Here is a 23992-nt window from a genome sequence, read left to right on the forward strand (position 1 = left end):
AGTGCGCGGCAGCGACTTCAGAGAGCCTCATCCCGAGGAGACCGCGAAGCGGTCGTCTCGAAGGACGAGGCGCTTGCTCAGGTTGCTCCGAAAGGCCACACGCCATTGCCACAGCCAAAATGGCGAGAGATGTCCGGTCACAGTGGGGCTCCCGATGACGGCAGCCTCCTCAACCGGCGCCGATGCCCGGACCGAGGTGCCGCTCAAGCGCCGCCTGAAGCGGGCGGAGCGCGCGCGCCAGATCAGGGCGTTGGCACTGATTCTGCCGCTTCTGCTGTTTCTGCTCTTCACCTTCGCGGGCCCGATCGCCGGCATGCTGTGGCGCTCGGTCGATGACAGGGAGGTGCGCCGGGTTCTGCCTCAAACGGTCGCTGCTCTCGCCAACTGGGACGGCAAGGACCTGCCGGACGAAAAGGCCTACGCGGCATTGGCAAGCGACATCCTGGCGGCGCGCGCCTCCGGCACCATCGCCATTGCGGCCAAGCGGCTCAACTACGCACTGAACGGCTTCCGCACGATCCTGACCAGCACAGCACGCAATCTGAAGGCGGAGCCGGAGCCCGGAACGGCCAGGGAGGCGCTGGGCAAGATCAACCCGGCCTGGCGCGAACGCACCACCTGGACGACGCTCAAGGACGCCAGTGGCCCGATGACCGGCTTCTACCTTCTGTCGGCCCTCGACCTGACGCGGAACGTGGACGGCGCGATCGTCGCAGCCCCATCGGATCAGGCCATCTACCGCAACGTTTTCGCCCGCACCTTCATCATCAGCCTTAGCGTCACGGCGCTCTGCCTGATCCTTGGCTTCCCGGTCGCCTACCTGTTGGCGACGCTGCCGCCGGGCCGGTCCAATCTGCTAATGATCTTCGTCCTGCTGCCGTTCTGGACGTCGCTTCTGGTTCGCACCTGCGCCTGGATCGTCTTGTTGCAGAGCAAAGGCGTCGTGAACGACAGCTTGCTCTGGCTTGGCATCATCGACGCGCCGTTGCGCCTGATCTACAACCGCTTCGGGGTCTGCGTGGCAATGACCCACGTTCTCTTGCCGTTCATGATCCTGCCGCTGTACAGCAGCATGAAGGCGATCTCGCCTGCTTACATGCGTGCCGCCGCCTCGCTCGGTGCGCCACCGGCCACAGCCTTCCTGCGGATCTACCTGCCTCAAACCCTGCCCGGCATCGGCGCCGGAAGCCTGCTCGTCTTCATCCTGGCGCTCGGCTACTACATCACGCCGGCACTCGTCGGGGGCGCCGCCGACCAAATGATCAGCTACTTCATCGCGCTCTACACGACCGAGACCGCCAACTGGGGCCTTGCTTCGGCGTTGGGTGCGGTTCTGCTGCTCGCCACTGTTCTGCTCGCTCTCGTCTACGGAAAGCTGGTGCAGGGCCAGCAGGTCACGGGAGGAATGAAGAATTGAGCGATAATCCTTCCCTTCGCACGCCCAGCCAGCGCATCGCGTGGACCACGACCATCGTGATCTCCACGCTGGTGTTCATCTTCCTGATCGCGCCGATCCTGGCGATCATGCCGCTGTCCTTCAGCTCGGGTTCCTACCTGACCTATCCGCTGCCGGGCCTCTCCTTGCGCTGGTATGACGACTTCATCAATTCGCCGCGCTGGATGAATTCGCTGAAGAACAGCATGATCATCGGTGTCGCCTCGACCCTGCTGTCCATGGTGCTTGGCACGCTGGCCGCACTGGGCCTGGCGCAGTGGAACAGCCGGTTCAAACCGCTCGTGCTGGCGTTCGTGTTGTCGCCGGTCGTCGTGCCCGGTGTCATCACCGCGGTCGGCCTGTATTTCTTCTTCGCACCGATCGGACTGACCGGTACTTATCTCGGCCTGATCCTGGCCCACACCGCCCTGGCGACGCCCTTCGTGGTGATCACGGTCGGCGCGACGCTGCAAAGCTTCGACACCAATTTGGCGCGCGCCGCCGCCTCGCTTGGCGCCTCGCCGCTTTACGCGTTCCGCCGCGTGATCCTGCCGCTGATCCTGCCCGGCCTGGCGTCGGGGGCGTTGTTCGCATTCGCGACCAGCTTCGATGAGGTGGTGATCGTGCTGTTCATGGCCGGTCCCGAGCAGCGCACCCTGCCACGCGAGATGTTCAGCGGCATCCGCGAGAACATCAGCCCGACCATCACGGCAGCGGCGGTGATTCTGACGACGGTATCGGTCATCCTCCTCGCCACACTGGAAGGCTTGCGCCGACGCAACGAACGGCTCAAGGGCAGCAGCGCCTGACCGGCGACTCGCGAGTTGCAGGGAACGTCAGCCGGGATGCCGTGTCTGGTTTGCAGTTGGACCGATCCGGACGACATACCGATAATGCGCGACGGTATGTCCCAGACGTAGATCGGGGCTGGACTGTGAATCGGTCCCCCGGTCCGCACAGATAGCCCCTTGGCCAATTGAAAATTTGGCCTGCTTATGAAACGACTACAAGTTGTTTGGTCACCTATTCATTTCGAAAGGCAGTCCTTTGCAAGAGATCGTCGTACAGGTCGAAAACGATCATATAGAGCGGGTCACTAGCGCTAAACCGATCGTGGCACTCTCCGAACTGATTTGGAATGCATACGACGGCGACGCATCCAGAGTTTCGGTGAATTTCCAGGGTGATGCTCTCACCAAACTATCGCTTATACAAGTCGAAGACGATGGGGACGGCATTCCTCACGAGCGCGTAGACGGTCTGTTCCAGTCGCTGGGCGGATCATGGAAACGGAAGGGCCTAAAAACAAAGCGCGGCCGCTTCCTTCATGGTGAGCGGGGACAGGGTCGCTTCAAGGCGTTCGCACTCGGCGCCAGCGCGACGTGGATTTCGAGCGCTAACGGCGCACGGTTTTCGATTGCCGGGCACAGGGCAAACCTAAAGAAGTTTATCATTTCAGATGTCTTCCCCACGACCGCCCATGGATGCACCGTCGAGATCGGAGAAATTCAGAAGGACTTCGAAATCCGAGGTGAACATGGATTTGGCGATCAAATCAGGGACGTCTTCGCCCTACAATTGTATGAAGACCCTAGCTTCGAGATCATCTACGACGGCGAACGCATCGATGTTCGCGAGGCTATCCGCGATGTCACCCCCTATGACATTGCCGTCACGCTCCCGGACGGCGCTATAGTCTCCGGAAGGCTAGAAATCGTCGAATGGCGGAGGCGCGTCGAACGTAAGCTCATGCTTTGCCTCCCGGGCAGATTTAGCTTCCATGTCATGGCGCCCGGCATCCACGCGCGCGGTTTCGATTTTACGGCCTATCTCACCGCCGACCTGTTTCGAAAGCTGGTGGACGAAAACACAGAAGGGCTCGTCGAGCTTAACCCGGCCGCAGACACGTTGATCGACGTCGCCAAAGACAAGCTCCGCGAGCATTTTCGTAGCAGGGAGGCGGAACGATCACGCAGCAAAATCCAAGAATGGAAAGACGCGAAGATCTATCCGTATGGCGATCAAGCGACCACCGATCCGATCGAACGAAATGAACGTCAGGTCTTCGACGTTGTCGCATTGAACCTCGCCGATTACAGCAATGATTTCGATAAGTCACCGCAAAGGCAGCAGCAGCTCATCCTTCAATTAGTCAAGGCGGCGATCGAAACCGGACCGTCTGCGCTCCCCGCCATTCTGGAGAAAGTTATCGATCTACCCAAAGAAAAGCAGGATGAACTCGTCGAGCTATTGCGGAAGACAACGCTGACCGCTGTCATCAATTCAGCGCGAGCGGTCACTGACCGCCTCGATTTCCTGAAGGCGCTGCAAATTCTCGTTTTCGATCCTCAGTCGAAGCGGCAACTTCTCGAACGCTCTCAGCTACATCGGATCATTGCCGAGGAAACGTGGGTCTTTGGCGAAGAATTTAATCTGATGAACGACGACGAAGATCTCTCCGCTGTTCTACGCAGTCATCTCAGGTTGCTTGGACATGATCGCACTGAGCTATCTCCCGAGCGCGTACTCGACACCGAAGGTAAGCCCGCCATAGTCGATCTCATGCTTTCGTGCCGGGTGCCAACTCCAACCGACTTCGAGCGCAAGCATCTCGTGGTCGAATTGAAACGTCCCAGCCAGCCCATCAACGAAGACATCATTTCGCAGGTAAAAAAGTACGCGAAGGCAGTGGCCTCCGACGATCGCTTCAAGGCTCCTGGCGTCGAGTGGGATTTCGTGGCGGTTTCCAATAGCCTGACTCGTGACGCCGAAATTGAAACTCGACAAACGGGCAAAACGCGCGGATTAGTTGCCGAATACGACGATCCAAAGGTCCGGGTCTGGGTGAAGACATGGGGCCAGATTGTTTCCGAAGCCGAAGGACGGCTCACGTTTTACAAGCGGCGATTAGAATACAAGGCTAACGACGCAGAGGCGCTGAGATACCTGAGGACAGTCAATCCCAATTACCTGAGTGAGGAAGTAAAAGCAAAGATTGCGGCGCTAGATCGCGACGAGCAAATTTAGTCGGGAGCACGGGAGCCAAATGGCTGGCCAGAAGAATGAGCAACAGGGGGATCACGACTCTACATGTCCGCTAGTGGCCGTAGATCGTCGGTTGGATGACGTTCATCGGCATTGGCATTCTGCGGAAAGGGCATACTTTGAGCCGGAGGGCTTTCGGGTTGCGATCCAGACCGCGATCCAAACCCTCAGAACGGTCACGTTCATTTTGCAAAGCAACAAGGCGCAGATACCAGACTTCGATGCGTGGTATGCATCGTGGCAGGAAAAGCTCAAGGCGATCCCGCTGATGCGGTGGATGGTGGACGCGCGGAACAAAATCGAGAAGCAGGGCGATCTTGAAATGTATAGCCATGTTCGGGCGGAACTCGTGGCTTCATACCTCAATGACGGCCCGGTTATTCAAGTCCCAGCAAATTTGTTCGAGGGGCCCGATGTCCTGCTCCGAAATCTCCCCAAGTCCGATCTCGGTGATCACTTTTGGAAGCATGGGACTCTGAGAGTGCAGCGCCGATGGGTTGAGAACTCATTGCCAGACCACGAGCTTCTCGATGCGGCGGCTACCGCTTATGGCGCCATCGCCGAGATCGTCGCTGACGCACATGTCAAGATCGGTCGAGCTCCACCTACAACGACGAATATTGAGACGGGCGAAGAATACGGTAGTGGGCGAGCGGGAAGACTGCCTTGCATGGTCGGACACGGAGAAGCCCGCACACTGAACATTTCGCTTTCCGATGGCCAAGCCTTCGATTTATCTCATGAAGAAGTGACAGTGGATTTTGAGAAGGGTAAGGAGGCCGCAACCAGGTACGGAGTAAATCCAGACGACGTGTTTGGGCGCGGGGAGGATCAGGAGAGCATTCTGCGATCCTTGTTTGACACGGCGCGGCGCATGACCGAGACAGACGGTCATCATGTCACCATGCTTGTGCTGCTGCGCGGCACCACAGTTGTGCGGCTTGCTCAGGTCGAATTTCCCGACCATGGCTCGAAGTACATTGTCATGCGCGACATTGCCCATGAAGTCGTAAGAAAGGGAGTCGATGGCGTCATCCTTGTCGGCGAAAGCTGGATGGCGGTTGCCGATCCGACAAAGCCTTACATGCGCGCGGTCGATGCGCTGGACAGAAAAGAAATGCTTGCCGCTACTCTGGTCCGGATAACAGGCGATCCAATCCAATTGTCTGCAATGTTCGACCGGCAAGGCGACAGCGTCAAGTTGGGCGAAACCGTAGAAGCCCGGGACGGGGAACACTTTATTTTCGCACCGGTTTATGAGGTTTGGGGCCGCCCAATTCCAGATCGCTGGCAGGGCTAAACGCAATGACTACTGAGAAACGTATTGAAGGGGCTCTCGGCCTAATTTTTGAGGGCATCGGAATGCTGCAAGCCGAATTCTCGCAACGCCGCTTCACTATCGATGGCCGACTAGTCGGCGACATTGGCGAGATAATCGCGGCGACAGAGTTCGATATCCATTTGGATGACGTGAGCCGAGCGATCTACGATGGCAGAACGCCCGATGGTCGCGGCGTACAGATCAAAGCGACATTTCAGGACCATCTAACGTTCAAGACGCCGCCGGAATTGTACCTCGGTTTCAAATTGTATCGGGATGGGCGCCATGAGGTCGTGTTCAATGGGCCGGGTCAAATCATCTTTGATCACTACGCGCATCGCGTCGGCATAGGCATAAAGTTACTGCGCTTTCCCAACTTTACGCTAAAGAGGCTATCGGCCGGAATATCAGATGGTCTTCGAGTGCCGAAACGAGCGCTTATTTCCGCCTGAAAGGATTTTGGTACTCCCATCGGATCGCGGGCCCTGCGCTTTGCGGCGAGCTGCCCGCTCCCACAAGGGGAGAGGGAAGAAACACCGCCGTGCTCTGCTTATTTCTCCACCCACTCACGCATCTTTGGCTTAGCGGCCGCGACCGTTTGTCGCTAGAACGGTCCCCGCAACAAGCGCCCGAACAACAACGCAAAGGGAGAAACAAAATGCAGAAACTCATCGCCGCCGTCGCGGCCGGCTTCGCCATCGCCGCGACCTGCGGCGCGGCGCAGGCGCAGATTTCCGACGATGTCGTCAAGATCGGCGTGCTCACGGACATGTCGAGCCTCTATGCGGACGCGACCGGCAAGGGCTCGCTTGCCGCCGTTGAGATGGCGGTCGCCGATTATGGCGCCAAGGTCGCCGGCAAGCCCGTGCAAGTGGTCGCCGCCGATCACCAGAACAAGCCTGATGTCGGCGTCAACATCGCCCGCAACTGGTACGACAACGACAAGGTCGACGCGATCTTCGATGTGCCGACGTCCTCGGTGGCGCTGCCGATCTCGGCGCTGACGCGCGAGAAGAACAAGATCCACATCAATTCCGGCGGCGGCTCGTCCGATATCACGGGCGTCGCCTGCTCGCCCAACACCGTGCACTGGACCTACGACACCTACGCGCTGTCGAACGTCGCCGGCAAGGCGATGGTGAAGCGCGGCGAGGATACCTGGTTCTTCGTCACCGCCGACTACGCCTTCGGCATGGCGCTGCAACGCGACGCCGCCAACGTGGTCAAGGAGAGCGGCGGCAAGGTGCTCGGCGAGGTCCGCCACCCGCTCAACTCGTCGGACTTCTCCTCCTTCCTGCTCCAGGCCCAGGCCTCCAAGGCCAAGGTGGTCGCGCTGGCCAACGCCGGCGGCGACACCACCAATGCGCTGAAACAGGCGGCCGAGTTCGGCCTGACGCAGGGCGGCCAGAAGATGATCGCCTTGCTCATGGAGATCACCGACGTTCATTCGCTCGGCATCAAGTCGACGCAAGGGCTGATCATCACAGACGCGTTCTACTGGGACACAAACGAGGAGACGCGCGCCTTCTCGAAGCGCTTCAACGAGAAGGTCGGTCACATGCCGACCATGATCCAGGCCGGCCTCTATTCGGCGACGATGCATTATCTGAAGGCGATCGAGGCCATCAAGACCGACGAGGCGCCGAAGGTGATGCAACAGATGCGTGCCACGCCGGTCAACGACTTCTTCGCCAAGAACGGCAAGATCCGCATCGACGGCCGCATGGTCCACGATATGTATCTGTTCGAGGTCAAGAAGCCCGAGGAGTCCAAGGGCGAGTGGGACCTCTACAAGCTGATCGCCACCGTGCCCGGCGACGAAGCCTTCCGCCCGCTCGACAAGGGCGGCTGCCCGCTGGTGAAGGGGAACTAGGGACAGCTAACCGGCCGGCGTCAATTCCTCATCCTGAAGGAGCGCGTCTTCGTGCGCCTCGGAGGATGAAGGCCCGGCCGGTGGCCTCGCCGTTCGAGACGCGCGCAAAAAGCGCGCTCCTCAGGATGAGGGTCAACAGCTCGCAATGACGCAAAAAGACACGACGGCGCCCGGTGAAAACCGGGCGCGCTTCGTTTGGGCGTTCAGAAGCCCATTACTCCGAGTACTTGAACTCGGGCATCTTCTTCAGATCGTCCTTGCTCGCATTGAACACTGCGTGGTCCGGATACCACTTCGAGCCTGACGACGCCGTCGCAGTCTTGTCGGTGCCGGTCGCAGCGCCCGTGGTGGTGGTCGACTTGCTCATCGTGCCGGGTCCGCCCGGAGCCGGAGCCGTACCGGCGCCGGAATAGGCCACTGCCTCATTGACGAATTTCAGCTTCTCGTACGGAACGGCGACGAGATGCTCGCCCATGCCGAGAAAGCCGCCGACGCCGATCACGGCGATCTTGATCGCACCCCCTTTGTCCATCAGCAGGTCGTTGATCGAGCCGATGTTCTCGTTGGCGTCGTTGTAGATCTTCAGACCCGCCATCTTCGATGCGCGCCACTCACCCGACGCCGTCGTACTTGTCGTCGTCGCGGTGCTTGCCGCGGTTGGCGACTTGTCGGTGGTAGTCGGGTTTTGCGCAAATGCAACGGTCGCAAACAGTGCCGTGCCGGCAAGGCCGGCGGCGATCGATTTCATCAACATGGTGTCCTCTCCTTCAGCAGAAACTTGTGCGGAGAGAACAAATACGATCACCGGCAGTTCCTGAGCTACGGCAATTTCGTTGCGCAATTGCGCTGCGTTGCGACGAAAGTTCCTGCGTCGCACAGGAACGTTGCGCGGTTCCCCACCGACGATCTCGCGCCCTGGGATGTAGCACAATCGCGGCGAAGAACGCGCCGACCTGCGTCGCTCAGGTCAGCTCTTGTAGTCGATCAGCAGCGCAGAAAAATCCGAACTGCTCGGCGAGCTCGTCGTGCTGCCATTGGTGCCGTAAGACGAACTCGACGACGACTGCGACTGCTGCAGCGCATCGAGGAACTGCTTGAGGATATCGGCCGTGGTGGAGGTGGTCGACGTGCTGCTGGTTGAGTCCGCCGACGACGAATCCGAAGAGCTGTCATCCGGCGGTGGACCGGGCGGCGGCCCTCCCGCACCACCGGGACCGCCGGCACCGCCGGGGCCATTGGCGAAGGCGGACTGAAACACGTTCTTCAGCTCGTCGGCCTGGTCCGAGGTCAGCGTCCCGTTCGACACCTCGTTCGAGATGAGGTCGTCGATCTTCGACTTCATGTCGTCCTTGGAGGGACGCGTGCCGCTCGACTGGTCGCTCGATCGGCTCTGCTGGAGCGCTGTGTCGATGTCGGTCAGCGCCGTCGACAGCGCCGACTGATCCGACGACGAGACCGCGCCGGCGGAAATTTCAGATTGCAGTTCTTGCTGCAGCTTTTGCAGGGGGGACTGGTGGGTACCGGCGGAGGCCGCCGAAATCGAGGTCATGATGGCTCCGGGCTTTTTGCGGGGTTTCTTGAGTGACTCCGCCACGGTATGGTTAACGGCCCTAACGAGACCTTGCCGCTCCACTGCCGGGTGATGTCGTGGTGTTGCGGCAAAGGCCGTGGAAACAAACTGAAACAAAAATCTTCGCCTTTTGGCCCGAATCTTGGACAAACAAAGCGCATGGCCATTCCCAATCCCAACATCCTGGTCGTCGAAGACGACCGCGAAACCCGGACGTTGATTGCGAAATACCTGCGCAACAACGCCTGCAACGTCACCGCCGTGAGCGACGGCCGCGAGATGTCGCGCGCCATGGCCGATCACCGCGTCGACCTCATCATTCTCGACGTCATGCTGCCCGGCGAGGACGGCCTCAGCCTGTGCCGCAAGGTGCGCGCGGAGGCGCAGACGCCGATCATCATGCTGACCGCACGCGGCGAGGACATCGACCGCATCGTCGGCCTCGAGATGGGCGCGGACGACTATCTGGCGAAACCGTTCAACCCGCGCGAGCTGCTCGCCCGCATCAACGCGGTGCTGCGCCGCCAGGCGTCCGCACAAGCCGCAAGCTCGATCGAAGGCGCCAGCACGCTCGCCTTCGAGGGCTGGCGCATCGATCTGCGCTTGCGCGAGCTGCGCAATCCCGAAGGCGCGCGCGTCGCGGTGACCAGCGCCGAGTTCGATCTGCTGCGGACGTTCTGCGAGCGGCCCGGCCGCGTGCTGTCGCGCGACAGCCTGCTCGACCTCACGCAGGGGCGCAACGCCGGCTCGTTCGAACGCTCGATCGACGTGCTGGTCAGCCGCATTCGCCGCAAGATCGAGCCCAACCCGGCCGATCCGACCGTCATCAAGACGGTGCGCTCCGGCGGCTATCTGTTCACGCCAAGAACTGAAGCGGTAAGACCTGAAGCGGCAAGAACTGAAACTGCAGGAACGGAAGCGGTCGCGGCAGCCTTGAGCATCTGACATGCGGCTTTTGGGATTTTTCCATCTCAGGAGCATCAGCGGCCAGATCGCCGCGCTCGTGGTGGTGTCGATCGTCGCGCTTCATCTCATCATCACGGCGGGTTTTCTGATTACGCGGCCGGACCGCGCGGTCGCGCCGCCGGACAGCGAGCATGAACTGGCGAATGCCGCGCTGCTGCTGTCCGCGGCCGACGCGAGCGAGCGGCCGCGCCTTCTCGCCGACATCGCGCGCGCCTTTCCGGATCTGCGGGTCGAAGCGATCGCGCCCGGCTCCGCGACGCCCAGCGGCGACAGCGAAGGCCCGCATTTGCACGGCATGCGCCGCCATCTCGGTGAGGGCTACAAGATCGTCACGCTGGCTCCGAACGGCGGCTCGTCCCGGATCGGCATCCAGCTGCCTGACGGCACAACGATCGCTGGCCATATTGAGCGGGAACGGCCGGGCTGGTTCTGGGGCAATCCCTGGATTTCGACGCTGCTATCTGCCGTAATCAGCGTGACGCTGCTTGGCGTATGGGCCGCCCGTGCGCTCGCCGCGCCGCTGTCGTCGTTTGCAAAGGCGGCCGAAAGCTTCAGCCTGGACGGGGCGGCCGACCCGCTGCCCGAGCGCGGCCCGGAGGAGATCCGCTCGGTCGCGCGCGCGCTGAACCGCATGCACGAGCGGATCGCGCGGCTGATGTCGGACCGCACCAAGATGCTCGCGGCGATCAGCCACGATCTGCGCACACCGATCACGCGGCTGCGCCTGCGCGCCGAGTTCATCGAGGACGAAGGCAACCGCAAGCGCATGCTGATCGATCTCGACCAGATGCGCTCGATGCTGGAATCCGTGCTGTCGCTCCTGCGCAACGACCGCAAGGTCGAGGCGGTGACGCTGGTCGACATCGCGAGCACGCTGCAGCTCATCGCCGACCAGTTCGGCGACATGGGCCATGTCGTGCACTATGACGGCCCGCTATCTGCGACCGCCGCGGCGCGGCCCGATGATCTGCATCGCGGCGTCACCAATCTCGTCGAGAACGCCGTGCGCTTCGGCGCCGAAGTGACGATCCGCCTCGACATATCGGGCACCAAACTCGTCATCGACGTCGAGGACGACGGTCCCGGCATTTCGGACGCGCGCAAGCTGGAGATGCTGGAGCCGTTCGTGCGCGGCGACGATGCGCGCACCATGGACGATTCCACCGGCTTCGGGCTGGGCCTGTCGATCGCGCGGGCGATCGCGGTCGCCCATGGCGGCGAGCTGTCGCTGCATGACCGCGAACCGCACGGGCTGATCGTGCGGATGCAATTGCCGGTGTGGCAACAGCCGCGGCTCGCCGCGTAACCTTACGCCGCGAGCGGCGGGTGCTCGACTTCCACCTCGTCAAAGATTGCCATCGCCTCGAAACGATAGCCGCAGGCGCTGCAATTCCAGAGATATGAGATGCGCCCCTCGCCCGGCTCGATCCAGTCGGGCTGCGCGATCGGCGTGCCGCATTGGGCACAGGGATTATGTCTGGGGATGTCTCCGATGTGTGCCTTCACCACGTTTGCTTTTGTCATGGCACCTCTCCCGATTTGCGCCGCTCTCATACTCGCTTTCGCGCCCGCACGCGAATAGACAGGCCCGCTGTCGCGAATGGCGGCTTCGTCTGCCTGACAACCCCTATGCCGGTCTTGCGTCGGAATGACGGCTCTGCGCCGCAAAATCGTAATCGGCGGCGTTTCGCCACATCATCGCCGCGTTCAAGAGTCCTAACGGTTCCAGTGCAGGTTACCCAAGGACCTCGGGGGATATCTGATGAAAATTTTACGTATTGCCGCGCTGCTCGCGGCCGGACTGACGTTGCCGCAGGCCGCATTCGCGGGCGAAGCGGAGTACGCCGAGATGGTCGCGGCCCATGCGCGCGCCAACGGCGTGCCGGAAGCGCTGGTGCACCGCGTGATCATGCGCGAGAGCCGCTATCAGCCCGGCCTGGTCGGTCATGGCGGCACCATCGGGCTGATGCAGATCAAGCTCGCGACCGCCCGCGGTGTCGGCTACACCGGCGATGCCGCAGGCCTGCGCGATCCCAACACCAACCTCACCTATGCCGTCAAATACCTCGCCGGCGCCTATCACGCCGCCAATGGCGATCACGCCCGAGCCGTGCGTTATTTCGCGGGCGGCTATTACTATGTCGCAAAGCGGCAGCGGCAGGAGGTCCAGGTCGCCAATACGGGCGAGCCTTGGCTCGAGCCGAACGGCAATCCGCAGCCGATGTTCGGCACCGTACCGCACCGAAAGCTCGCCCAGCGCGTCGGCAACGCCCGGGCGCAGGCGCCCAGGTAAGTTCCTGCCAACCGCGTTGACACCACAGCCCGTCAGTTGACACAGCCCGTCACTGGCATACATTAGAGCCGTTCCGAGGGGTGCTCCGAGGAGGAGCTGAGATACCGCTAAATGGGCCAACCGGCCCAGGACCGCGGTGACCCTTTGAACCTGATCCGGGTCATGCCGGCGAAGGGACAGGGATGTTGCAGACGACCAAACGACCGGATTCTTCGATATCCATCATCGGCGCAGGCATTGCGGGCGCCTGGCAGGCCTTGTTGTTCGCGCAGGCCGGCCACGCGGTCACCTTGCACGAGCGCGGTGACGCCGAAATGACCGATGCCACCAGCCATTGGGCCGGCGGCATGCTCGCGCCTTATTGCGAGGCGGAAGTTTCCGAGCCGATCATCTCCAGGCTCGGCCTGCGCTCGCTCGACATCTGGCGGCGCGAGCTGCCTGACACCCCCTTCAACGGCTCGCTGGTCGTCGCCCATCCGCGCGAGCGCAACGATTTTGAGCGCTTTGCCCGGATGACCGAGGGCCATCGCCGGCTCGATGCCGCCAGTCTTGCCCAGCTCGAGCCGTCGCTCGAAGGCCGCTTCCGCGACGCGCTGTTTTTTCCGACCGAAGGCCATGTCGAGCCGCGCCGCGTGCTGCCGAAACTGCACGAGCGCATCCGCGCCGCCGGCGGCACCATCAAGTTCGACAGCGACGTTTCCGCCGGGGATCTCGACGGCATCGTGATCGACTGCCGCGGCCTTTCTGCGCGCGACGATCAGCCCGACTTGCGCGGCGTCAAGGGCGAGATGATCCTGATCGAAACGGACGAGGTGCAGCTTGCGCGCCCGGTGCGGCTGATCCATCCGCGCTGGCCGCTCTACGTGATCCCGCGAGAGCACAATCTGTTCATGCTGGGCGCGACCTCGATCGAGGCCGAGGACACCGGCGTCAGCGTGCGCTCGGCGCTGGAGCTGCTCGGCGCGGCCTATGCCGTGCATCCCGCCTTCGGCGAGGCCCGCATCGTCGAATTCGGCTCCGGCCTGCGTCCGGCTTTCCCCGACAATCTGCCGCGGATCGGCATTCGCGGCGGCAAGATCAGCGTGAACGGGCTCTACCGCCACGGCTTCCTGATCGCACCTGTTTTGGCCGAACTGACGCTCGCCTATATCGAGCGCGGCCAGATCGATAATGAGGTGATGCAATGCGCGTGATCGTTAACGGCGAGCATCGCGAGATAAACTCGGCCAGCGTCGACGCGCTGCTGAGCGAGCTCGACTACGAGGGCACCCATTTCGCGATCGCGCTGAACTACGACGTCGTGCCGAAGAGCCGCTGGGCCGAGACCCACCTTAAAGCCGGCGACGAGATCGAGATCATCACGCCGCGGCAGGGAGGGTGATGGGGATGCGCTCGCCAAACACTCCGCTGTCATCGCCCGGCTTGACCGGGCGATCCAGTACGCCGCGGCGTCTCGGTTCCAGCCGCGCGGCCGCGGCGTACTGGATCCCCGCCTTCGCGGGGATGACAGGGTCAATCGAGGAGACACCTCCCACATGGTGACCTTCTACGGCAAAACCTTCGCCTCCCGCCTGCTGATCGGCAGCGCGCTCTATCCCTCGCCTGCGATCATGCAGTCGGCGATCCGCGCCTCCGGCTCGAGCATCGTCACGGTGTCGCTGCGGCGCGAATCCGCCGGCGGCAAGAGCGGCGATGCGTTCTGGAAGCTGATCCGCGAGCTCGACGTGACAGTGCTGCCGAACACCGCCGGCTGCCGCAGCGTGCGCGAGGCGGTGACGACGGCAAAGCTCGCACGCGAATTGTTTGCGACGTCCTGGATCAAGCTCGAAGTGATCGCCGACAACGATACGCTGCAGCCCGACGTCGTCGGCCTGGTCGAGGCCGCTACCATCCTGATCAAGGACGGCTTCGAGGTGTTCCCCTATTGCACCGAAGATCTTTCGGTTGCGAACCGGCTGGTCGATGCCGGCTGTCAGGTGGTAATGCCGTGGGCCGCTCCGATCGGCAGCGCAAAAGGCATCACCAACCGCGACGCGCTAAAACTGATGCGCGAGCGGCTGCCCGACATCACGCTGGTGGTCGACGCCGGCATCGGCGCGCCGTCGCACGCGGCCGAGGCGCTCGAGCTCGGCTACGACGCCGTGCTGCTCAACACCGCCATTGCAAAAGCCGCCGATCCCGTCGCCATGGCCAACGCCTTCCGCCTCGGCGTCGAGGCCGGCCGCACCGCATACGAAGCCGGGCTGATGAACGCCCGCGATTTCGCCTCCCCCTCCACCCCTGTCGTTGGGACCCCGTTCTGGCATGCCGTATCCTGATCCGTTCTATCCCGTCGTCGACAGCCTCGCCTGGGTCGAGCGCCTGACCAAGCTCGGCGTCGGCACCATCCAGCTGCGCGCGAAAGATCTCGACGATTCGCAGGCGCTGCAAATCGTCAGCGACGCGCTGGCGATCACGAACGGCACGCCAGCCAAGCTGGTCGTGAACGATTACTGGCGCGCGGCGATCGTCGCTGGTGCAAAGTACCTGCATCTCGGCCAGGAGGACCTTGCGGACGCCGACCTCAAATCCATTCGCGAGGCCGGCCTGTCGCTCGGCGTCTCCACCCATGACGAGGTGGAGCTTGAGACCGCGCTCGCCGCCAAACCCGATTATGTCGCGCTGGGCCCGATCTTCTTCACCACGCTCAAATCGATGCGCTTCGCGCCGCAGGGCATTCCAAAGATCCCGGAGTGGAAGAAGCGCATCGGCCCCATCCCGCTGGTCGCGATCGGCGGCATCAAGTTCGAGCAGGCCGCGGAGATCTTTGCGGCAGGCGCGGATTCCATCGCCGTCGTCAGCGACGTCACCCAGAATGCCGACCCGGATGCGCGGGTGCGGCAATGGCTCGGCCAGGCGAAGGAGGCGGCGTGATGCTTCATCTCCAAAGCCTTCCACACACTCCACCGTCATCGCCCGGCTTGACCGGGCGATCCAGTACGCCGCGGCTTCTCGGCTCTAGCCGCACCGCCTCGGAATACTGGATCCCCGCCTTCGCGGGGATGACAGCGGTATTTGTCTCTCGCGCAGCGATGCCAACGAACTAACTAGGAGGATCCCATGAACATCCGCTCCAACCCTGAAAAAACCATCCCTGCCGTCACCACTGGCCCGCTGCCCTCGTCACGAAAAATCTTCGCGTCCCCGGACGCCGCGCCTGATATCCGCGTACCCTTGCGCGAGATCATCCTCTCCGAAGGCGCCGGCGAGCCGAACCTGCCGGTCTACGACACCTCGGGCCCCTACACCGACCCAAGCGTGACCATCGACGTCAACGCCGGTCTCGCGCGCGGCCGCAAGGCCTGGGTGCTGGAGCGCGGCGGCGTCGAGGAATATCACGGCCGGCAGATCAAGCCGGAGGACAATGGCAGCGTCTCCACCGACAAGGCCGCGCGTGCCTTCTCCGCCTATCACCAGCCGCTGCGCGGCCTCGACGGCAACATGATCACGCAGCTCGAATTCGCCCGCGCCGGCATCATCACCAAGGAGATGATCTACGTCGCGGCGCGTGAAAATCTCGGCCGCAAGCAGCAGCTCGGGCGCGCCGAGGCAGCGCTTGCCGACGGCGAGAGCTTCGGCGCAGAGGTCCCCGCCTTCATCACGCCGGAGTTCGTCCGCAGCGAGATCGCGCGCGGCCGCGCCATCATCCCCTGCAACATCAACCACTCCGAGCTCGAGCCGATGATCATCGGCCGCAACTTCCTGACCAAGATCAACGCCAATATCGGCAACTCGGCGGTGACGTCATCGGTCGAGGAAGAGGTCGAGAAGATGGTGTGGGCGATCCGCTGGGGCGCCGACACCGTGATGGACCTCTCGACGGGCCGCAACATCCACACCACCCGCGAATGGATCCTGCGCAACGCGCCGGTGCCGATCGGCACCGTTCCCATTTATCAGGCGCTCGAGAAATGCGACGGCGATCCGGTCAAGCTGACCTGGGAGCTCTACAAGGATACGCTGATCGAGCAGTGCGAGCAGGGCGTCGACTATTTCACCATCCACGCCGGCGTGCGGCTGCAGTACATCCACCTCACCGCGAACCGCGTCACCGGCATCGTCTCGCGTGGCGGCTCGATCATGGCGAAGTGGTGCCTGGCGCATCACAAGGAGAGCTTCCTCTACACCCATTTCGACGAGATCTGCGACCTCATGCGCAAGTATGACGTTTCGTTCTCGCTCGGCGACGGCCTGCGCCCGGGCTCGATCGCCGACGCCAATGACCGCGCGCAGTTCGCCGAACTCGAGACGCTGGGAGAACTCACCAAGATCGCGTGGGACAAGGGCTGCCAGGTCATGATCGAGGGCCCCGGCCACGTGCCGATGCACAAGATCAAGATCAACATGGACAAGCAGCTCAAGGAGTGCGGCGAGGCCCCGTTCTACACCCTCGGGCCCCTGACCACCGACATCGCGCCGGGCTACGACCACATCACCTCGGGCATCGGTGCGGCCATGATCGGCTGGTTCGGCTGCGCCATGCTCTGCTACGTCACGCCGAAGGAGCATCTCGGCCTGCCCGACCGCAACGACGTCAAGGTTGGCGTCATCACCTACAAGATCGCCGCCCACGCGTCCGATCTCGCCAAGGGCCACCCGGCCGCACAGCTGCGCGACGACGCCCTCTCCCGCGCCCGTTTCGACTTCCGCTGGAGCGACCAGTTCAACCTCGGCCTCGACCCCGAGACCGCGAAAAACTTCCACGACGAGACCCTGCCGAAGGAAGCCCACAAGGTCGCGCATTTCTGCTCGATGTGCGGCCCAAAATTCTGCTCGATGAAGATCACCCAGGACGTGCGGGATTATGCGGCGACGCTGAACGATCCGAACGGTGTGGGGATGTCGATGAGCGGGACCGCCGAGGACGGCATGGCCAAGATGAGCGCGAAGTTCAAGGAGATGGGCGAGAACTTGTATCTGGATGCGGAGAAGGTGAAGGAGAGCAATCGGGTGTTGTGAGCTCTGCGCTCGTCATGCCCGGGCTTGCTCGGGCATCCATCGGAAACGAAGCCGGGCGAGAGCTCGGCTTCATTTCTGATGGCATCCATCTAGGTGTGCAGCTTGAGAATTTGGGTGGGACCGGCACGATACTTGAAACCACAACGGACGCCTCATAACCTTGAGAGCAGAAAGGTGCTTTCCATGGCCAAAGCGGCGAATGGATCGATAGACTGAAAGAGCCCGGAGCGCTCATGCGGGCTACTGCCTGGATGTCTGACGTGCCCGAGCACACCCTGTACCGCCTCCCCGACCAACTTCGCGAAAACCTCCGCCTCGTCTTCGTCGGCACCGCCGCCAGCACGCGGTCGGCCGGCCTCGGGCACTACTACGCCCATCCTGGCAACCGCTTCTGGCGCGCGATTCATGAGGCCGGGATCACGCCGCGGCGCTATCAGCCGGGCGAGTTCGCGGCGCTGCTTGACCTCGGGATCGGCTTCACCGATCTCTCCAAGTCTGGCGCCGGGATGGATCACCAGATCGAGGCCGCGTCGATCGACGTGCCGGGATTCAGGGCCAAGATCGAAAAGTATCGGCCGAGGACGATTGCGTTCACGAGCAAGAAGGCTGCGAGCTTGTTTTATGGCAGGTCGTCGAGCGTAATCTCACTTGGACGGCAGCAAGCCGACGGGAGCTTGCCGGAGATATTCGTGCTCGCCTCACCGTCGGGTGCAGCGTCCGGTCACTGGACGCTGGAGCCGTGGCGCGAGCTTGCGGCGTGGCTCGGTTTGCCGGACGCTCAACACCCACCGACCTCATCCTGAGGAGCCTGCGAAGCAGGCGTCTCGAAGGATCGCCGCGGGCGAGATGCGGGCCTGCATGGTTCGAGACGGCGCTGCGCGCCTCCTCACCATGAGGGGTGCCGCTTGCGCCTCAGGAGCGTAGCGCGAGACGTCAAGAAACCGTCTTCTTCAACAACGGCTGATCCTCTTTGACATCTGCTCTGCATTCCGCCTCCCAGGGGAAGTGTCGATTGACGTCCTGCCAGATGATCTGGAGGCAGGGGAATGCGAGCCGGGAGTTGGAGTAGAACCAGACCGCCGTGCCGAGATATTCGGGGTAAGCCTTGAACGGCACTTGCCAGAAGCCGAGCTTGTAATCGTTCTCCAGAAGATCACCGCAGATATCGCCGTCGACGAATGTGTGCCCCTCCGCCACGCGATCGCGAACAAGATTGATGATCGCCTGCGCGTTCTCCGAGCGCTGGCCGAAGATGATCAGCTCGGGGTGACCGTAGTTCAGAAAGAGGCCGATTGAAAATGCAAACGGCGGATTGGCGTCCGGAATGCCGACGATATGGCAGCCATGATTGCGGACGTTGCGAAAAATGGCCTCGTCCGGCGCTCCATCGGGCTTGGGCCATTCGAAATTGTCCAGCATGCGCGGCGACACGGCATTACTCCTCGAATAACTCCTTGAACAGTGTCTTCGCGCGTTCAAGTCCCTCAGGCGTGAACACCACCGACTTCACCTTGCCGACGGGATCGTCAATCATGCCCTTTTCATGAAGACGGTCGAGCACATCCCAATCGAATCCCTTCCATGCCCGATACTGACCGTGCAGGGTCAGATAGAGCAGGGCCAGCGCGGCGTCGTCGATCTTGTCCTTGTTGATTGCCATCTCGCAATCCTCGTGAGCAGTTTCGCGTATCCTATTGGGCAATCCGGAATCCGCAATGCCCCCCGGCACGTGCTGGCTCGTTCAAATGATCGCAGTATGACCGCAACCGTCATTGCGAACGAAGCGAAGCAATCCAGACTGCCGCCGCGAACAGGCTCTGGATTGCTTCGCTCCGCTCGCAATGACGAAAGGTGTACGACCGCCGCGGCCGGGTCGGCTGCTACCGCATCACTCACACCCGCCGACCTCATCCTGAGGAGCCTGCGAAGCAGGCGTCTCGAAGGATCGCCGCGGGCGAGATGCGACCCTGCATGGTTCTCCGAGCGATGCGAAGCATCGTCCGGAGACGGCGCTGCGCGCCTCCTCACCATGAGGATCTGGCTTCGCATACGCCCCAGGAAATCCAGATAGTCTGTCGGAAACCGTCCCCGCCAATCGTCCTCTGGACACAACGCGACACCACCCCGGAGCCCGCCAAATGCCCCCCATCATCACCGCCTTCGAAAGCTCGCCCGATCGCGGCAGGGGACAGGCGCGCGACATGCGCGTTCGCTGGGCGCTCGAGGAAGTGGGCCAGCCTTACGACGTGCGACTGGTTTCGTTCAAAGCGATGAAAGAGTCGGCGCATCGCACGCTGCATCCGTTCGGGCAGATCCCGACCTATGAGGACGGTGATCTCGCCCTGTTCGAGTCCGGCGCCATCATGCTCCATATTGCCGACCGCCATGCCGGGCTGCTGCCGACTGAGCCGAACGCCCGGGCGCGCGCGATCGCGTGGATGTTTGCCGCGCTGAGCACGCTGGAGCCGCCGATCGTCGAGCTCGGGATGGCCATGCTGTTCGAGCGCGACAAGAGCTGGTACGCGGAGCGCCTGCCGGTCCTGAAGGATCGCGTCCGCGTCAGGCTCGGCGAATTGTCCCGTCGCCTCGGCGATGCCGATTGGCTCGACGGCGCATTCAGCGCCGGCGATCTCATGATGGTGACCGTGCTGCGCAGGTTGAACGCATCGGGCCTGCTGGACGAATATCCAGATATCGCCGCCTATGTCGCCCGCGGCGAAGCGCGGCCGGCCTTCAGGCGCGCTTTCGACGCTCAACTGGCGGTTTTCATCGCCGCATCGAAGGGTTCGTAGGGTCGGTTGGCGCTCTAAAGATCGAAATTGGTCGGCAGCATCACCACGTCACGAATTGTCATGCCGCGCGGCCGCGTCAGCATGAACATCACGACGTCAGCCACTTCGCTGGCCTCCAGCAGGCTTCCCGATTCCCTGGCTTCCCTCAGCTTCTCCGGGGGCCAGTCCGCGAGCAGTGCGCTGACAACCGGGCCGGGCGAGATCGAGCCGACGCGGATGCCGTGCTTGAAGACCTGGCGCCGCACCGTCTGGACAAAGCAGTTGATCGCCCATTTGGACGACGCATAGACCGGCTCCCACGGCGTCGGAAAATGCGCCGCCAGCGAACTGGTGACGATGATGTCGCCGGTCCGGCGCGCGATCATGTGCGGCAGCACGTCGTGCACGTTCTTCATCACGACGTTGACATTCAGGTTCAGCATCCGGTCGATCGCCATGGTGTCGGCATCGACCAGATCGCCACCGACATAGGTGCCGGCATTCGCATGCAGGATGTCGAGCTGGCCGGCCTGCTCCAGAACGCGCGGCAGCAGCGTTGCGCAATCCTTTGGGTCCAGCAGGTCGACGAGCAGCGGGATCACTGCGTCGCCATGCTTGTCGCCGAGCGCATTCAGCGCGGCCTCGTCGCGGTCGACCATCACCACGCGCGCGCCCGCGGCCAACATCGCCTCGGTGCTGGCCAATCCGATGCCCGACGCAGCGCCGGTCACGGCCGCAACCTTGCCTTCCAAGTCTCTCGCCATAGGGATCCCCATCTCGCCGAGGTCAGCAGGATCCGGAGTATAGCGATCCCGGGCGACGTTGTCGGGGACAAACCGGCGACGATGCCATCGTCCGCCGAAGGAGGCGGCGCACAAAGCGGGACTGTTGCAAGCCCGTCACTGCGGAGATACGACTTCAGCTCGAGGAGCATCCCATGCTGACCCTCTATTCCTATCCAGACCTGTTCGGCGTCGCCGACAACAACGGCTACGGCCTCAAGGTCTATGCCTTCCTGAAGCTCGCGGGCGTGCCGTTCGTGCATGAGCACGTGTTCGACGCCTCCGCCGCGCCGCGCGGGCAGCTGCCCTATATCGTGGATGACGGCGAGACGATCGGCGACAGCGAGACCATCGTCGCGCACGCGATCGCGAAGTACCGCCTCACCATCGATGCAGCGCTAACTGCGGAGCAGAGGCGGACCAACCATCTCGTCACGCGCATGCTCGACGATCTCTACTGGGTGATGTCGTATTCGCGCTGGAAGGACGAGCGCTATTATCCGGCGTTTCGCGACGCCTTCATCGCGCAGCACAAGCAGATCGACGCGACAGGATTCGAGAAGGCGAAGGCGTATAATTCGCAGCGCTATCATTTCCAGGGCATCGGCCGCTATACGCCCGAGCAGGCTTACGCGCGGGGGCTCGCCGATCTGCAGGTGCTGGTCGAGATCGTGCCGGCGACCGGCTTCGTGCACGGCCAGGCGCCGACCAGCATCGATGCCGGCATCTACGGCTTCATCGCCAACATCTATTACTTCCCAATCCCGACGCCGCTGAAGGCGTTCGTCGATCCGCACACAAATCTCGTCGCGCATTGCGGGCGGATTCATGCGGCGGTGACGCCGCAACCACAGACCTCATCCTGAGGAGATCGCGAAGCGATCGTCTCGAAGGATGGCCGCGGGCGAGACGGGCCCGCATGGTTCGAGACGGCGCTACGCGCCTCCTCACCATGAGGGTCTAACACCGCAATGAGGGGCACGGTGCTTGCGCGCCTTTGCCCCCTCTACACGCCCTACCGCATCGTGATCGCGAGCCCGCTCAGATCCGCATTCGCCATCAGGCCTACCTGTGTGCCGGACAGCTCGAGCACGGCGCCCTTCTGGTTGGACAGCACGATCGCACGCGCGCCGCGGCCGATCGCGATGCCGGCACCGGCGGCGCCGTAGACGCCGGCGATGTCGGAGGGCCGGTTGATGTTGGAGACGCGGCCGCGCAGCACGGTTTTGGAGCCGCCGAAGACCAGGCCGTAATCGAGCCCGCCGGTCGAGAGCGAATAGGAGCGGCCGCGGAAGCTCAGCACGCCCGAGCCGCCGGACCCGCCGATGATCCAGCCCGCCTTGTAGATCGTCAGCACCACGGTGCCGCCGTCGGCCAGCGCGGAGGTCGAGAGGCCGGCAAGCGCTGCAATGCCGAGCAGCGCGGCGCGGAAGGCGGATGCGATCTTCATGGGGGTCTCCGGGGGCTATTTTTCAAGGAGGGAAGCGAATCAGACGCGGCGAATGTATCCGATGCATCGCGGCGGCAACATGATGGGGTGGGCGTGAATCGCGGTCTGTAGCACACGCTCAACTGTCATCGTCCGGCTTGACCGGACGATCCAGTATTCCAGAGATCGCGGTGGGATACCGAGACGCCGCGGCGTACTGGATGCCCCGGTCGAGCCGGGGCATGACGGCGGAGTTTGGCGCGACCAGGCACCACTGCCATCATGCCATTCTGCCCCTGTTTTGCCCGACGGAGCAATCGATTATTTTGCTTTTCCGAAGCCAAAAAAAACATCAATGGTTCCCGCAGGATGCCTACTGTGCATGGGGTTGTTTTCGCGTTTTTTGTTGGAGCGGGCCCGACCTGCCGCTACGCTTACCGCCTCCAGCCGTCCATCCGAGGTGATCCATGCCGATCCAGCATTTCGCGCCCCCGCCGCACGTCAAGGCGCCGCCGCTGTCCTTTGCCACGCGCGCCGGTGATCTCCTGTTCGTCTCCGGCATTCCCGGCTTCGACGCCGGCGGCGCGCTGCCCGATGGCTTCGAGGCGCAGTTCGCCAACGTCGTCGTCAACATCAAGCGCGTGCTGGAGGAGGCCGGCGCCGGCTTCCGCGATCTCGTCAAGGTCAACGTGCTCCTGACCCGCGCCTCCGACGTCGCCGCCATGAACGCGCTCTACGCCGGCGCCTTCGGCCCACCACCCTACCCCGCCCGCACCACCTGCGTGGTCCAGGCGCTGCCCGATCCGAAGATGCTGATCGAGATCGAGGCGGTGGCCTCGCTGGCCAAGGGATAGGCAAGGGATAGGCAAGGGATAATCAAGCGACAGCCAAGGGATAAGGGTCGTCCGAACAGCCGACGAACGGCTGACATATCCGTGAACGGTCGCCGCCCCGCTTGCCAGCCGCGCAGATTTGCCGCACCAGTTTCCTTCTCACGTTCCCATCAGGAGATATTTCATGCGTCGCGTTCTCGCCCTCTGTGCCGTTGCCGGCATCGCCACCTCCGTGTTCGCCGTGCCGGCCTCTGCCGCGGTCGGCTATTACGTGATCCGCTGGGACAACACCGGCATCTGCCAGGTCTGGAACGAGGACCTCAAGTACAAGCCGTTCCAGTGGGGCGTCTCGACCTACAAGGTCGTCAGCAAGCCGCTCCCGACCTTCACGGCCGCCTCGGACCTTCAGATCAAGCTGCGCGCCGAGCGCCGCTGCACGCTCTGAGCCTTACGCGACAGATCATATTTGAGGGCGGATTGCCTAAGCGATCCGCCCTTTTCCTTTTCGACGCACCGCCGATTTTTTCGGCCCAGATCACGCATTTTCCGCGCACGCGCTTTGAACCTGGCCACCTGGCGGAACTACTCACATCTTGTCCGGGGCGCGCGCCCAAAAGCGTCTCGCACCACCCCTCCCCAGCAAGGATGCGATGCTAGCATCCTTGCCCGCTCGTTT

The 23992-nt window shown here is 62.7% G+C and carries 26 protein-coding genes and 1 riboswitch; of the genes, 19 read left to right on the forward strand and 7 right to left on the reverse strand.

The annotated features are described in order from the left end of the window. Positions 1 to 154 precede the first annotated feature (154 nt). The 6 genes from ABIB06_RS15105 (at position 155) to ABIB06_RS15130 (ending at position 7674) form a co-directional block, all read left to right on the forward strand. Positions 155 to 1417, forward strand: coding sequence for an ABC transporter permease (locus ABIB06_RS15105; RefSeq protein WP_354049207.1), 1263 nt, complete (start codon positions 155 to 157; stop codon positions 1415 to 1417). Next, a complete protein-coding gene (locus ABIB06_RS15110) occupies positions 1414 to 2244 on the forward strand; it encodes an ABC transporter permease (RefSeq protein WP_354049205.1) in 831 nt (276 codons plus the stop codon). Before ABIB06_RS15105 ends, ABIB06_RS15110 begins: the two co-directional genes overlap by 4 nt. Positions 2245 to 2482: 238 nt before the next feature. Further along, positions 2483 to 4462: an ATP-binding protein gene (locus ABIB06_RS15115; protein ID WP_354049204.1), complete on the forward strand. Its 1980-nt coding sequence runs from the start codon at positions 2483 to 2485 to the stop codon at positions 4460 to 4462. 19 nt (positions 4463 to 4481) lie between these two features. Next, positions 4482 to 5780: an Ea47 family protein gene (locus ABIB06_RS15120; protein ID WP_354125596.1), complete on the forward strand. Its 1299-nt coding sequence runs from the start codon at positions 4482 to 4484 to the stop codon at positions 5778 to 5780. 5 nt (positions 5781 to 5785) lie between these two features. Further along, positions 5786 to 6253, forward strand: coding sequence for a DUF6998 domain-containing protein (locus ABIB06_RS15125; protein WP_354049200.1), 468 nt, complete (start codon positions 5786 to 5788; stop codon positions 6251 to 6253). A 206-nt stretch (positions 6254 to 6459) separates the two neighbouring features. Beyond that, the gene (locus tag ABIB06_RS15130; protein WP_354049198.1) at positions 6460 to 7674 is read left to right on the forward strand and encodes an ABC transporter substrate-binding protein; all 1215 of its coding nucleotides are present in this window, start codon (positions 6460 to 6462) and stop codon (positions 7672 to 7674) included. Positions 7675 to 7888: 214 nt separating this feature from the next. On the opposite strand, the gene ABIB06_RS15135 is transcribed toward ABIB06_RS15130, so the two are convergent. Together ABIB06_RS15135 and ABIB06_RS15140 are read right to left on the reverse strand one after the other, a co-directional pair. Further along, entirely contained in the window at positions 7889 to 8428 is a 540-nt protein-coding gene (locus tag ABIB06_RS15135; protein WP_354049196.1) for a PRC-barrel domain-containing protein, read from the reverse strand. 213 nt (positions 8429 to 8641) lie between these two features. After that, positions 8642 to 9223, reverse strand: a complete 582-nt coding sequence (locus ABIB06_RS15140; protein ID WP_354049194.1) for a hypothetical protein — start codon at positions 9221 to 9223, stop codon at positions 8642 to 8644. A gap of 180 nt (positions 9224 to 9403) precedes the next feature. On the opposite strand from ABIB06_RS15140, the gene ABIB06_RS15145 reads away from it, so the two are divergent. Continuing rightward, complete coding sequence (locus ABIB06_RS15145) at positions 9404 to 10189, forward strand: response regulator (RefSeq protein WP_354049192.1); 786 nt, start codon at positions 9404 to 9406, stop codon at positions 10187 to 10189. Between the two features lies 1 nt (position 10190). Further along, positions 10191 to 11516, forward strand: a complete 1326-nt coding sequence (locus tag ABIB06_RS15150) for an ATP-binding protein (RefSeq protein ID WP_354049190.1) — start codon at positions 10191 to 10193, stop codon at positions 11514 to 11516. A gap of 2 nt (positions 11517 to 11518) precedes the next feature. On the opposite strand, the gene ABIB06_RS15155 is transcribed toward ABIB06_RS15150, so the two are convergent. Continuing rightward, positions 11519 to 11734 (reverse strand): hypothetical protein, encoded by a 216-nt coding sequence (locus ABIB06_RS15155; protein WP_354049188.1) that lies wholly within the window; start codon positions 11732 to 11734, stop codon positions 11519 to 11521. Between the two features lie 238 nt (positions 11735 to 11972). Between ABIB06_RS15155 and ABIB06_RS15160 the strand changes: the two genes are divergently transcribed. The 7 genes from ABIB06_RS15160 to ABIB06_RS15190 all read left to right on the forward strand — a co-directional run bounded on the left by ABIB06_RS15160 (position 11973) and on the right by ABIB06_RS15190 (position 18304). Continuing rightward, the gene (locus ABIB06_RS15160; protein ID WP_354049186.1) at positions 11973 to 12503 is read left to right on the forward strand and encodes a transglycosylase SLT domain-containing protein; all 531 of its coding nucleotides are present in this window, start codon (positions 11973 to 11975) and stop codon (positions 12501 to 12503) included. A gap of 66 nt (positions 12504 to 12569) precedes the next feature. Next, positions 12570 to 12698: riboswitch (TPP riboswitch) on the forward strand. Continuing rightward, complete coding sequence (locus ABIB06_RS15165; protein ID WP_354049184.1) at positions 12686 to 13696, forward strand: FAD-dependent oxidoreductase; 1011 nt, start codon at positions 12686 to 12688, stop codon at positions 13694 to 13696. It overlaps the preceding riboswitch by 13 nt. After that, complete coding sequence (thiS, locus tag ABIB06_RS15170; protein ID WP_279660912.1) at positions 13687 to 13884, forward strand: sulfur carrier protein ThiS; 198 nt, start codon at positions 13687 to 13689, stop codon at positions 13882 to 13884. Before ABIB06_RS15165 ends, thiS begins: the two co-directional genes overlap by 10 nt. Before the next feature lie 154 nt (positions 13885 to 14038). Next, complete coding sequence (locus ABIB06_RS15175) at positions 14039 to 14821, forward strand: thiazole synthase (RefSeq protein ID WP_354049182.1); 783 nt, start codon at positions 14039 to 14041, stop codon at positions 14819 to 14821. Beyond that, positions 14808 to 15416, forward strand: coding sequence for a thiamine phosphate synthase (locus ABIB06_RS15180; protein ID WP_354049180.1), 609 nt, complete (start codon positions 14808 to 14810; stop codon positions 15414 to 15416). The genes ABIB06_RS15175 and ABIB06_RS15180 overlap by 14 nt, the downstream gene beginning before the upstream one ends. Before the next feature lie 186 nt (positions 15417 to 15602). After that, on the forward strand, positions 15603 to 17501 hold the full coding sequence (thiC, locus tag ABIB06_RS15185) for a phosphomethylpyrimidine synthase ThiC (RefSeq protein ID WP_354049178.1): 1899 nt from the start codon (positions 15603 to 15605) through the stop codon (positions 17499 to 17501). Positions 17502 to 17752: 251 nt separating this feature from the next. Next, the gene (locus tag ABIB06_RS15190; protein ID WP_249811262.1) at positions 17753 to 18304 is read left to right on the forward strand and encodes a mismatch-specific DNA-glycosylase; all 552 of its coding nucleotides are present in this window, start codon (positions 17753 to 17755) and stop codon (positions 18302 to 18304) included. Positions 18305 to 18434: 130 nt separating this feature from the next. Here ABIB06_RS15190 and ABIB06_RS15195 read toward each other — a convergent pair whose 3' ends face one another. Together ABIB06_RS15195 and ABIB06_RS15200 are read right to left on the reverse strand one after the other, a co-directional pair. Next, entirely contained in the window at positions 18435 to 18932 is a 498-nt protein-coding gene (locus tag ABIB06_RS15195; protein WP_247442669.1) for a DUF4262 domain-containing protein, read from the reverse strand. 4 nt (positions 18933 to 18936) lie between these two features. After that, positions 18937 to 19161: a DUF6429 family protein gene (locus tag ABIB06_RS15200; RefSeq protein WP_247442672.1), complete on the reverse strand. Its 225-nt coding sequence runs from the start codon at positions 19159 to 19161 to the stop codon at positions 18937 to 18939. A 478-nt stretch (positions 19162 to 19639) separates the two neighbouring features. Between ABIB06_RS15200 and ABIB06_RS15205 the strand changes: the two genes are divergently transcribed. Next, the gene (locus tag ABIB06_RS15205; protein ID WP_354049174.1) at positions 19640 to 20293 is read left to right on the forward strand and encodes a glutathione S-transferase family protein; all 654 of its coding nucleotides are present in this window, start codon (positions 19640 to 19642) and stop codon (positions 20291 to 20293) included. Between the two features lie 14 nt (positions 20294 to 20307). Here ABIB06_RS15205 and ABIB06_RS15210 read toward each other — a convergent pair whose 3' ends face one another. Beyond that, positions 20308 to 21036 carry an SDR family oxidoreductase gene (locus ABIB06_RS15210; protein WP_354049173.1) on the reverse strand — a complete coding sequence of 243 codons (729 nt, stop codon included), beginning with the start codon at positions 21034 to 21036 and terminating at the stop codon, positions 20308 to 20310. Positions 21037 to 21209: 173 nt separating this feature from the next. Between ABIB06_RS15210 and ABIB06_RS15215 the strand changes: the two genes are divergently transcribed. Further along, positions 21210 to 21920 (forward strand): glutathione S-transferase family protein, encoded by a 711-nt coding sequence (locus tag ABIB06_RS15215; RefSeq protein WP_354049171.1) that lies wholly within the window; start codon positions 21210 to 21212, stop codon positions 21918 to 21920. A gap of 149 nt (positions 21921 to 22069) precedes the next feature. Here ABIB06_RS15215 and ABIB06_RS15220 read toward each other — a convergent pair whose 3' ends face one another. Next, entirely contained in the window at positions 22070 to 22504 is a 435-nt protein-coding gene (locus ABIB06_RS15220) for a hypothetical protein (protein WP_354049170.1), read from the reverse strand. Between the two features lie 446 nt (positions 22505 to 22950). Between ABIB06_RS15220 and ABIB06_RS15225 the strand changes: the two genes are divergently transcribed. Both ABIB06_RS15225 and ABIB06_RS15230 read left to right on the forward strand, forming a co-directional pair. Continuing rightward, a complete protein-coding gene (locus ABIB06_RS15225; RefSeq protein ID WP_354049169.1) occupies positions 22951 to 23337 on the forward strand; it encodes a RidA family protein in 387 nt (128 codons plus the stop codon). Between the two features lie 163 nt (positions 23338 to 23500). Then, complete coding sequence (locus ABIB06_RS15230; protein WP_247347810.1) at positions 23501 to 23761, forward strand: hypothetical protein; 261 nt, start codon at positions 23501 to 23503, stop codon at positions 23759 to 23761. The last annotated feature ends 231 nt before the right edge of the window (positions 23762 to 23992 follow it).

Origin of the sequence: Bradyrhizobium sp. LB8.2 (assembly GCF_040548035.1) — a bacterium.
GTDB lineage: Bacteria > Pseudomonadota > Alphaproteobacteria > Rhizobiales > Xanthobacteraceae > Bradyrhizobium.

Bases quoted from the DNA above. Each gene is read 5' to 3' on its own strand.
- ABIB06_RS15150 (WP_354049190.1), top strand. From the start codon at position 10,191: ATGCGGCTTTTGGGATTTTTCCATCTCAGGAGCATCAGCGGCCAGATC.
- ABIB06_RS15210 (WP_354049173.1), bottom strand. From the start codon at position 21,036: ATGGCGAGAGACTTGGAAGGCAAGGTTGCGGCCGTGACCGGCGCTGCG.
- ABIB06_RS15155 (WP_354049188.1), bottom strand. From the start codon at position 11,734: ATGACAAAAGCAAACGTGGTGAAGGCACACATCGGAGACATCCCCAGA.
- ABIB06_RS15165 (WP_354049184.1), top strand. From the start codon at position 12,686: ATGTTGCAGACGACCAAACGACCGGATTCTTCGATATCCATCATCGGC.
- ABIB06_RS15105 (WP_354049207.1), top strand. From the start codon at position 155: ATGACGGCAGCCTCCTCAACCGGCGCCGATGCCCGGACCGAGGTGCCG.
- thiC (WP_354049178.1), top strand. From the start codon at position 15,603: ATGAACATCCGCTCCAACCCTGAAAAAACCATCCCTGCCGTCACCACT.
- ABIB06_RS15175 (WP_354049182.1), top strand. From the start codon at position 14,039: ATGGTGACCTTCTACGGCAAAACCTTCGCCTCCCGCCTGCTGATCGGC.
- ABIB06_RS15215 (WP_354049171.1), top strand. From the start codon at position 21,210: ATGCTGACCCTCTATTCCTATCCAGACCTGTTCGGCGTCGCCGACAAC.
- ABIB06_RS15140 (WP_354049194.1), bottom strand. From the start codon at position 9,223: ATGACCTCGATTTCGGCGGCCTCCGCCGGTACCCACCAGTCCCCCCTG.
- ABIB06_RS15145 (WP_354049192.1), top strand. From the start codon at position 9,404: ATGGCCATTCCCAATCCCAACATCCTGGTCGTCGAAGACGACCGCGAA.
- ABIB06_RS15225 (WP_354049169.1), top strand. From the start codon at position 22,951: ATGCCGATCCAGCATTTCGCGCCCCCGCCGCACGTCAAGGCGCCGCCG.
- ABIB06_RS15130 (WP_354049198.1), top strand. From the start codon at position 6,460: ATGCAGAAACTCATCGCCGCCGTCGCGGCCGGCTTCGCCATCGCCGCG.
- ABIB06_RS15125 (WP_354049200.1), top strand. From the start codon at position 5,786: ATGACTACTGAGAAACGTATTGAAGGGGCTCTCGGCCTAATTTTTGAG.
- ABIB06_RS15205 (WP_354049174.1), top strand. From the start codon at position 19,640: ATGCCCCCCATCATCACCGCCTTCGAAAGCTCGCCCGATCGCGGCAGG.
- ABIB06_RS15200 (WP_247442672.1), bottom strand. From the start codon at position 19,161: ATGGCAATCAACAAGGACAAGATCGACGACGCCGCGCTGGCCCTGCTC.
- ABIB06_RS15220 (WP_354049170.1), bottom strand. From the start codon at position 22,504: ATGAAGATCGCATCCGCCTTCCGCGCCGCGCTGCTCGGCATTGCAGCG.
- ABIB06_RS15190 (WP_249811262.1), top strand. From the start codon at position 17,753: ATGTCTGACGTGCCCGAGCACACCCTGTACCGCCTCCCCGACCAACTT.
- ABIB06_RS15135 (WP_354049196.1), bottom strand. From the start codon at position 8,428: ATGTTGATGAAATCGATCGCCGCCGGCCTTGCCGGCACGGCACTGTTT.
- ABIB06_RS15230 (WP_247347810.1), top strand. From the start codon at position 23,501: ATGCGTCGCGTTCTCGCCCTCTGTGCCGTTGCCGGCATCGCCACCTCC.
- ABIB06_RS15180 (WP_354049180.1), top strand. From the start codon at position 14,808: ATGCCGTATCCTGATCCGTTCTATCCCGTCGTCGACAGCCTCGCCTGG.
- ABIB06_RS15120 (WP_354125596.1), top strand. From the start codon at position 4,482: ATGGCTGGCCAGAAGAATGAGCAACAGGGGGATCACGACTCTACATGT.
- ABIB06_RS15160 (WP_354049186.1), top strand. From the start codon at position 11,973: ATGAAAATTTTACGTATTGCCGCGCTGCTCGCGGCCGGACTGACGTTG.
- thiS (WP_279660912.1), top strand. From the start codon at position 13,687: ATGCGCGTGATCGTTAACGGCGAGCATCGCGAGATAAACTCGGCCAGC.